Source organism: Sinomonas flava (genome assembly GCF_039531875.1).
Classification (GTDB): Bacteria; Actinomycetota; Actinomycetes; order Actinomycetales; family Micrococcaceae; genus Sinomonas; species Sinomonas flava.
The window spans coordinates 155099-162232 of record NZ_BAAAQW010000001.1; the positions used below are offsets into that span (position 1 = coordinate 155099).

Here is a 7134-nt window from a genome sequence, read left to right on the forward strand (position 1 = left end):
CTCAGGCCTCGACCTTCTCGGCGGGCGCCGACGGCTGCGGTGCCGACGGCAGCTGGGACTCGGGCTTCTGGCCGGGGAAGACGGAGTTGACCTCGTCCTCGCTCCAGCCTTGGCGCGAGATGCGCTGCAGCTCGTCGGTGACGGGCTTGCGGGCGGCCTGGTACCGGGCGAGGGCCTCGGGGACGGAGGCGGCCTCGGCGAGCGCGTCGGCGAGGGCGCCGGCGTCGAGGATCGCGGAGTTGGCGCCCTGGCCCTGGTGGTGGAGCATCGAGTGCGCCGCGTCGCCGACCAGGACCACCGAGCCGGAGTGCCAGACGTCGACGGGGTCGATGTCGTAGACCGCGCGCACGTTCACTGCATCCATGTCCAGCTCGCGGGTGATGTCCACGATACGCGGGTCGAAGCCCTCGACCGTGGCCAGCAGGTCCTCCTTCGTGATGGTCGGAGCCCACGTGCTGTCCGGATTCAGGACCGTGATGTCGAAGGAGACCTGGTTGCGGTGGCGCAGCGGCAGGAAGTAGACCTTCGTGCCGTGGCCGATGTACATCCGCAGGTTGTCGTCGATCGTGAGGCCGTGCGTGGCGTCGGCGTCGATGACGGCACGGTAGGCGTGCTCGCCGGAGAACACCGGGCCCTTGTCGCTGAAGAGCTGCTCACGCACCACGGAGCGGATGCCGTCCGCGCCCACCACGAGGTCGGCCTCGACAACCGTGCCGTTCGTGAACGTCAGGACGGACTTGTCGCTGGCGCTGCCTTCGGCCGTCTCGACCCGCTCCAGCTTGTGGCCGAGCCTGACCATGCCCTCGGGCAGCACGCCGATGAGGGCCTCGATGAAGTCCCCGCGGTGGATGAGGTGCGTGGGGCCGTACTTCTCGATCTCGGGCCAGGAGTCCTTCATGATGGGCTCGCCGGTCAGGGTCAGGATCTCGAAGTAGTCGCTCGGGGAGGAGACGGCGGCGATCGCGTCGCGGATGCCCCACTGTCGGAAGCGCTCCATGGAGTTGGGACGGAGACCGATGCCGGCGCCGACCTCGCGGGTCTGGCCCGCCTGCTCGTACACGGTGACGTTCGCGCCCAGCAGGCTCAGGGCCTTGGCCGAGGCGGCGCCGGCGTAGCCGGCCCCGATGATGGCGATGTCCAGGTTCTTGAGGTCTTCGGTGTTCATGGTGACGTCCTTGTCAGGTCGCAAGAAAGGGATCAGAGGTGGAGGGAGAGGAAGTCGGCAGGGTTGTCGACGAAGATCTTCGTGATCGTCGCTTCGCCGACGCCGGCCTCCCGCAGGTCCGGGATGAGCTGCTCGAAGATGTAGTTCACGGTGTGGCCCTTGACCCCGGGCCAGCCGAGCGGGCTGCAGTTGGCGTCCGCGGAGGCGAGGACCTGGTCCTCGAAGCCGCCCTTGACGAACCGCAGGAAGTGGTCCATCCGCTCGCGGCGGGCGCGGGCCCAGAACGGCGGGTCCGGGAGCTCAGTCTCGTAGCCGAAGGTGTCGAAGCCGAGGCGTCCGCCCTGCTCGACAATCCACGTGTCCTGCGTCTTTTCGGCGTTGACGCCGTCGTCCACGTGGCCGAACAGGACGCGGTCCAGGGGCAGGCCTTCCTCGGTGAAGATTTCGATGGCCGGTTCGGCGTCGATCGCGAGATGGGTGAGGATCGGCACCCCGGTCTGCACGGCCGCGCGGGCGGCGGCGCGGTAGATCTTCTTGTCCAGCTCGGTCATGCGGCCGCCGCGGCTCACGCCGACCTTGATGACGCCGGCCCTGCTGCCCGTGCCGCCGATGCCCACCGTGATCTCGTGGACGAACTGGCGCATGAGGTAGTCCACGCTCGCGGTGGCGAAGTGCGGGAGGGCAGTGTCGCCGCCGACGAACCCGGTGCATGCGACGATGTGGACGCCGGTCTTGGCCGAGAGCGACTTGTAGTAGTCCACGTCGCGGCCGTTGCAGATGCCCGTCGCGTCCACGAACGTCCCGCCGCCGAACTCGTGGAACGCGCGCAGCTTCGGCACGGTCTCCTCGTACCGCTGCTCGGGGGTCTTCCACCACGTCGTGTCCAATTCGGAGCCGGGCATTCCGTAGCCGATGTGCTCGTGGATGGCCACGAGGCCGAGCTCCTCCGCGGGGATAGTTCCCAGGACGGTGTTCACCTTCGACATGTCATGCAGCCTTTGCGGATCGGGGGGCGAGGAGGGCTCGGGGGTTGTCGACGACGAGGCGCCGGGCGTCCTCGTCGCCCAGGCCCTGCGCTGTCAGGAGGGGCAGGAACTCGGTCAGGACGGCACCGAAGGCGCGGTCGTTGCCGTCGTGGCCCTTGGCGACGCCGACGGCGTTGCCGGAGAGGATGAGGCGGTCCGCGTGCCCTGCCGCGACGAGCTCGAGCACGAGGGCGGCGCGCTCGGCGTCGGTGAGGTGCTCGTCGTCGTCCGCGCCCACGTGGTCCAGGGCGACGAAGGCGCCCCGGCGCGCCACCTCCAGCGGCGCTCCGGCTGCGACGGCGTCGCGACGGTCCAGGCCGCCCACGACGACGCGGTCGCCCGGGAGCTGCTCGTCGAGGATGACGTCGAGCTCGGCCACGGCGTCTTTGCCGAAGCGGATCGAGACCGGCACGCCCGTGGCGAGGGCGGTGCGCGCTGCACCGCGGAAGAGGCTCTCGTCCGTGGCTGTCATGCCCTCGCGGGTGGCAGTCGTCGTGACGAGCCCGGCCGGAGCGCGGCGCTCGACGCGCGGGACCACCATGCCCTCGGTGACCTCCTTCGTGAACAGCCCGGCGAACTTGTCCGCCGGCCACGGGGTCGGGGGGTTGGTCTGGGGGGTGAGGAAGTAGCCCCCGAGCATCTCCTCGGGACCCATGCCGGTCGAGGCGACGATGTGCACGCCCGTGGAGCGCGAGAGGGCTTCGTACAGGCGGACGTCGCGGCCGTGGAACATGCCGGTGCTGTCCACGATCGTTGACCCGCCCCGGGCGCGGAAGTCCCTCAGCTTGGCGGCGAGGGCCTCGAAGATCTCGGCGCGGTCCATGGAGACGTCGAACGCATGCTCGGCCCCGGGAACCACCGAGAGGAGTGCCTCGTGGACCGCCACGACCCCCAGCGCATCCGGGGGAATCGGGCCGAGCACGGTGTTGACGGACCCGCTGGGAGCGGCGTCTTCAGCGACGCGCTGAGCGGGGGATGTGGGCTGTGTCATAGTTCTAGACTGGCATTTGCTTTACATGATGTCAAGAAATTTGCCGAAGCGTTCGTACGCATTGGAGATGACGCTGACGTGACGTTCTTGTTCTTGACGGTGTGTAAAGATTAGCCGCAGACTGTGACTCAGCCCACCTTTGAGACGAAGGAGTTTCAGTGAGTCCGACCCTCAAGGCGCCTGGGGGCACAGCCCGCGCCACTTTCGTGACGGCGTACAGCGCCGTCACCCTCGCCCAGATCACCAACGCGCTGCCCGGCGCCCTCAACGGAACGTTCGCCATCGACTTCCGCACGTCCGGTGCGGGGCTGACCTGGATCGCTGGCATGTTCATGATGGGCATCGTTGTGTTCGAACTGAGCTGGGGCCTCCTGGGCGACAAGTTCGGCCGCAAGAAGCTCCTCTACATCGGCGCGCTCACGAGCATCGTCGGTTCCGTCCTGGCCGCATCCGCTCCCACTACGGGTGTCATGATCACGGCCCAGGCGATCGGCGGCATCGGTGCCGGCATCCTGTTCCCCATCTCCCTGTCGATGATCGCCGCGATCACCCCGGACCACCGCGCCCGGGCCCGCGCCATCGCCACGTGGGCTGGCTTCCTCTCCCTCGGCGCCGTGGTCTCGCCGGTCCTCGCAGGCCTGACCTCGCAGCTCTTCACCGTTCCGGGCGAGACGCCTGAGGCCCCGGTCGCGTTCAGCGGGTGGCGGGTCGCCTACCTGGTCGCCGCCGTGCTCGCCGTGACCGTGATGGGCATCGCCGTCCGGGCGCAGGACGTCCCTGCCGACCGGGCGCGCAGGCTCGACATGGCCGGCCAGGCCACCCTGGCCCTCGGTCTCATCGCGCTGCTCTACTCCACCGTCCAGGCCGTCGACTCCGGGTTCGGTGCCTGGGACGTCGTCGCCGGCTACGTGGCCGGCGCCGCACTCCTGATCGCCTTCGTTGCCATCGAGGCCCGGTCCCAGCACCCGCTCCTGCATCTGGCCCTCTTCAAGAACCGCGCCTACGCCATCACCGGCATCGTGGCCGTGACCGGCATGTTCGCCTTCCTGGCCATCGCCTTCAGCACGAGCGTCGCCGTCGGCGGGCTCGCGCTTGTGGAGACGTGGAAGGTCGGCATCCTGTTCGTCTTCATCCAGGGCCCCGCGTTTCTCCTCATCCCGGTGGTCGGCTGGCTCATCCACCACGTGGCGCCGCGATGGGCCCTCACTGGCGGTTTCGCGCTCATGGCGGTCTCCGGCTTCTGGCTCTCGACCTTCAGGCTCGGCACGCCCGAGCAGTTCGGCGGCACGCCGTGGACCGCCTTCATCCCCCCGCTGCTCCTGCTCGGCATCGGCTTCGCGCTGACCGTCGGCGCCATCACCGCCGTGGCCATCAACACCGTCGATCCACAGCACATCGGCATGGCCTCCGCGACCACCAACCTCCTGCGCGACCTGGGCTTCGCCCTCGGCCCCGTCATCGGCTCTGCGATCGCCTTCAGCCTCGGCGCGTCGGCCTTCGCGGCCCCGCTCGCCGGGATCCTCAACGGCGCCGGGCTCCCCGCCGAGGCGGCGGCCGGTCTCGGGCAGGTGCCGCCGCTCGGGTTCCTCGCCGGTTGGCAGGGCGTCATCGCCGAGTTCTCGGGCCACGCGCTGGCCGGTGGCGCCCCGCAGGCAGCCGTCGAGGGCATGGTCGGTGCGCTCAACACCGCGCGGCCGGCCATCCAGGGCGTGGCGGGCACGTCCCTCGGCCAGGGGTTCCAGATGGTCTACCTCGTCGCAGGCCTCGCGGCGACGGTCTCCGCCGTCCTCACCCTCTTCATCACCGGCGGCCGCACGGCGCCGACGGCCGACCAGGTTGCCGAGAGCACCGAGGCCACCGCGGAAGCAGACGCCGAGGAGGCCGCGCAGGCCGCCTTCAAGACCCCGATCGCCGACTGACCACCCCCCGAACCCATTCCGAAGGACACAGCCATGACCGCACCGCTCGAATCCGACATCGACATCTGGGCCGACGACATCGTCGTGGACCCGTATCCCACCTACGCGGAGCTGCGCGAGCAGGCCGCCGTCGTGCACCTGCCGAAGAATGACATCTACGTCGTCACGCGCTACGACGCCATCCGCGAGATCCTCGGCGACCCGGCCGCGTTCTCCTCCACCTCGCTCGGCTTCAACCCGATGGTGAATGAGGCCCTCCAGGGCACGTCGCTCGCTTCCGACCCGCCCGTCCACACGCAGCTCCGTGCCACCCTGTCCGAGAATCTCACCCCGCGTGCCCTGAGGGGCCTCAAGGTCGTCATCGACGAGAAGGCGGAGAAACTCGTCGCCGAGCTGGTCGCCACCGGCAGCTTCGAGGCCATCGATTCCCTGGCCCGGGCCTTCCCGCTCGAGATCGTCGCCGACCTCATCGGCTTCAGCGGCCCGGTCAAGGAGAACATGCTCCGCTGGGGCCAGGCCGCCATGCAGGTACTCGGGCCCATGAACCAGCGCACGCAGGAGAGCTTCCCGATCGCGGGCGAGCTCTACGGCTGGTGCTCCACCGTCACGGCCGAGGACCTCACGCCAGGCTCGATCGGCCGTGGCATCTTCGACGCCGAGGCGCGCGGCGACATCCCCGAGGGCACCGCCGGGCACATCATCCACCAGTATCTCGGCGCGGGCGTGGACACGACGATCGCGTCGATCGGCAACATCGTGGCCCTGTTCGGGCGCTACCCCGAGCAGCTCGCCCTCGTCCGCGAGAACCCGGATCTTGTGCCGGCGGCGTTCGCCGAGGTCCTGCGCTACTGGGTGCCGATCCACATCTGGGGCCGCACCACAACCCGCGAAGTCGAGATCGACGGCTACACCGTGCCGGCGGGCGCCCAGATCGGCCTCCTGATCGGCTCCGGCAACCGCGATCCGCGCCACTACGAGAACCCGGACACGTTCGACGTGACGCGCAACCCGACCGATCACCTCTCCTTCGGCTATGGCCCGCACGGCTGCGCCGGCCAGGGACTCGCGCGGCTCGAGGGCCACGCGATCCTCGGCGCGCTGGCCCGCCAGGTGAAGTCGTTCACGACGACGGAACCCGTCCGCGTCCCCAGCAACATGACCCGCAGCATCGAATCCCTCCGAGTCCTCGAGGTGGAAGCAGCATGAGCGCCAACGGCACTGCCAGCACGACCAGCACGAACAGCACGACCAGCATCATCGAACTCGACCGCCCCCGCTGCGAGGGCCACGGCCTCTGCGAGGAGGCCGCCCCCCAGCTCATGCACCTCGACGACGACGGCGAGCTCGTCCTCGATGTCACCGAGGTCGACGGGACCCAGCTCGAGGCGGCCAAGGCCGCCGTCCGGGTGTGCCCCGTCGCGGCGCTGCGGCTGGCGTCGGCGTGAGCCTGGCTGCGCCCTCGGGCCTGCCCTCCAGCCTGCGGCGCATCGTCGTCGTGGGCAACGGGATCGCGGGCATCACCGCGTGCGATGCCCTGCGCTCGGCCGGGTTCGACGGCGAGCTGACCGTCGTCGGTGCCGAGGTCCACCACCCCTACAGCCGCCCGGCCCTGTCGAAGGCGCTCCTGCACGGGGACGAGGACCTCACCGCGCACAAGCTACCCGAGCCGACGCACGACGCCGTCGCGCTGCTCGGTGTCGGGGCCACCGGTCTCGACACCGAGAAGAGGCTCGTGAGGCTCGACGACGGCGGGGAGGTCCCCTACGACGGTCTCGTCATCGCCTCGGGGTCGCGGGCGCGGCGCCTCTCCGGGGCCGGCGGCACCGCCGCCGACGACAACGGGCATGAGATCACCCTGCGGACCATCGAGGACGCCATCGCGCTCAAGCGCCGCGTCGCGGACCGCCCATCGGTCATCGTGGTCGGCGGAGGCCCGCTGGGCATGGAGGTGGCCTCGGGCTGCCTGCACGCTGGCTGCGACGTGACGCTGGTCGCCGACGCCGCGCCGCTCTCGCGCCAGCTCGGCGGCTACCT

General features: G+C 69.9%; 7 protein-coding genes. 4 read left to right on the forward strand and 3 right to left on the reverse strand.

Annotation, left to right across the window (positions count from 1 at the left end; translation table 11 throughout):
• Position 1: 1 nt before the first annotated feature.
• The 3 genes from ABD298_RS00785 to ABD298_RS00795 are packed head-to-tail and all read right to left on the reverse strand — an operon-like array spanning position 2 to position 3181.
• Positions 2-1165, reverse strand: coding sequence for an FAD-dependent oxidoreductase (locus ABD298_RS00785; protein ID WP_344297530.1), 1164 nt, complete (start codon positions 1163-1165; stop codon positions 2-4).
• Positions 1166-1197: 32 nt separating this feature from the next.
• Positions 1198-2151: a phosphotriesterase family protein gene (locus ABD298_RS00790; protein WP_344297532.1), complete on the reverse strand. Its 954-nt coding sequence runs from the start codon at positions 2149-2151 to the stop codon at positions 1198-1200.
• Between the two features lies 1 nt (position 2152).
• Positions 2153-3181, reverse strand: a complete 1029-nt coding sequence (locus ABD298_RS00795; RefSeq protein WP_344297534.1) for a phosphotriesterase family protein — start codon at positions 3179-3181, stop codon at positions 2153-2155.
• 158 nt (positions 3182-3339) lie between these two features.
• Here ABD298_RS00795 and ABD298_RS00800 point away from each other — a divergent pair, with 158 nt between their 5' ends.
• The 4 genes from ABD298_RS00800 to ABD298_RS00815 form a co-directional block, all read left to right on the forward strand.
• The gene (locus ABD298_RS00800) at positions 3340-5100 is read left to right on the forward strand and encodes an MFS transporter (protein WP_344297536.1); all 1761 of its coding nucleotides are present in this window, start codon (positions 3340-3342) and stop codon (positions 5098-5100) included.
• Between the two features lie 33 nt (positions 5101-5133).
• Entirely contained in the window at positions 5134-6306 is a 1173-nt protein-coding gene (locus ABD298_RS00805) for a cytochrome P450 (RefSeq protein WP_344297538.1), read from the forward strand.
• Positions 6303-6545 carry a ferredoxin gene (locus ABD298_RS00810; RefSeq protein ID WP_344297540.1) on the forward strand — a complete coding sequence of 81 codons (243 nt, stop codon included), beginning with the start codon at positions 6303-6305 and terminating at the stop codon, positions 6543-6545. Before ABD298_RS00805 ends, ABD298_RS00810 begins: the two co-directional genes overlap by 4 nt.
• Positions 6542-7134: FAD-dependent oxidoreductase (locus ABD298_RS00815; RefSeq protein ID WP_344297542.1), on the forward strand; the 593-nt coding region annotated here is incomplete at its 3' end. The genes ABD298_RS00810 and ABD298_RS00815, both read left to right, overlap by 4 nt.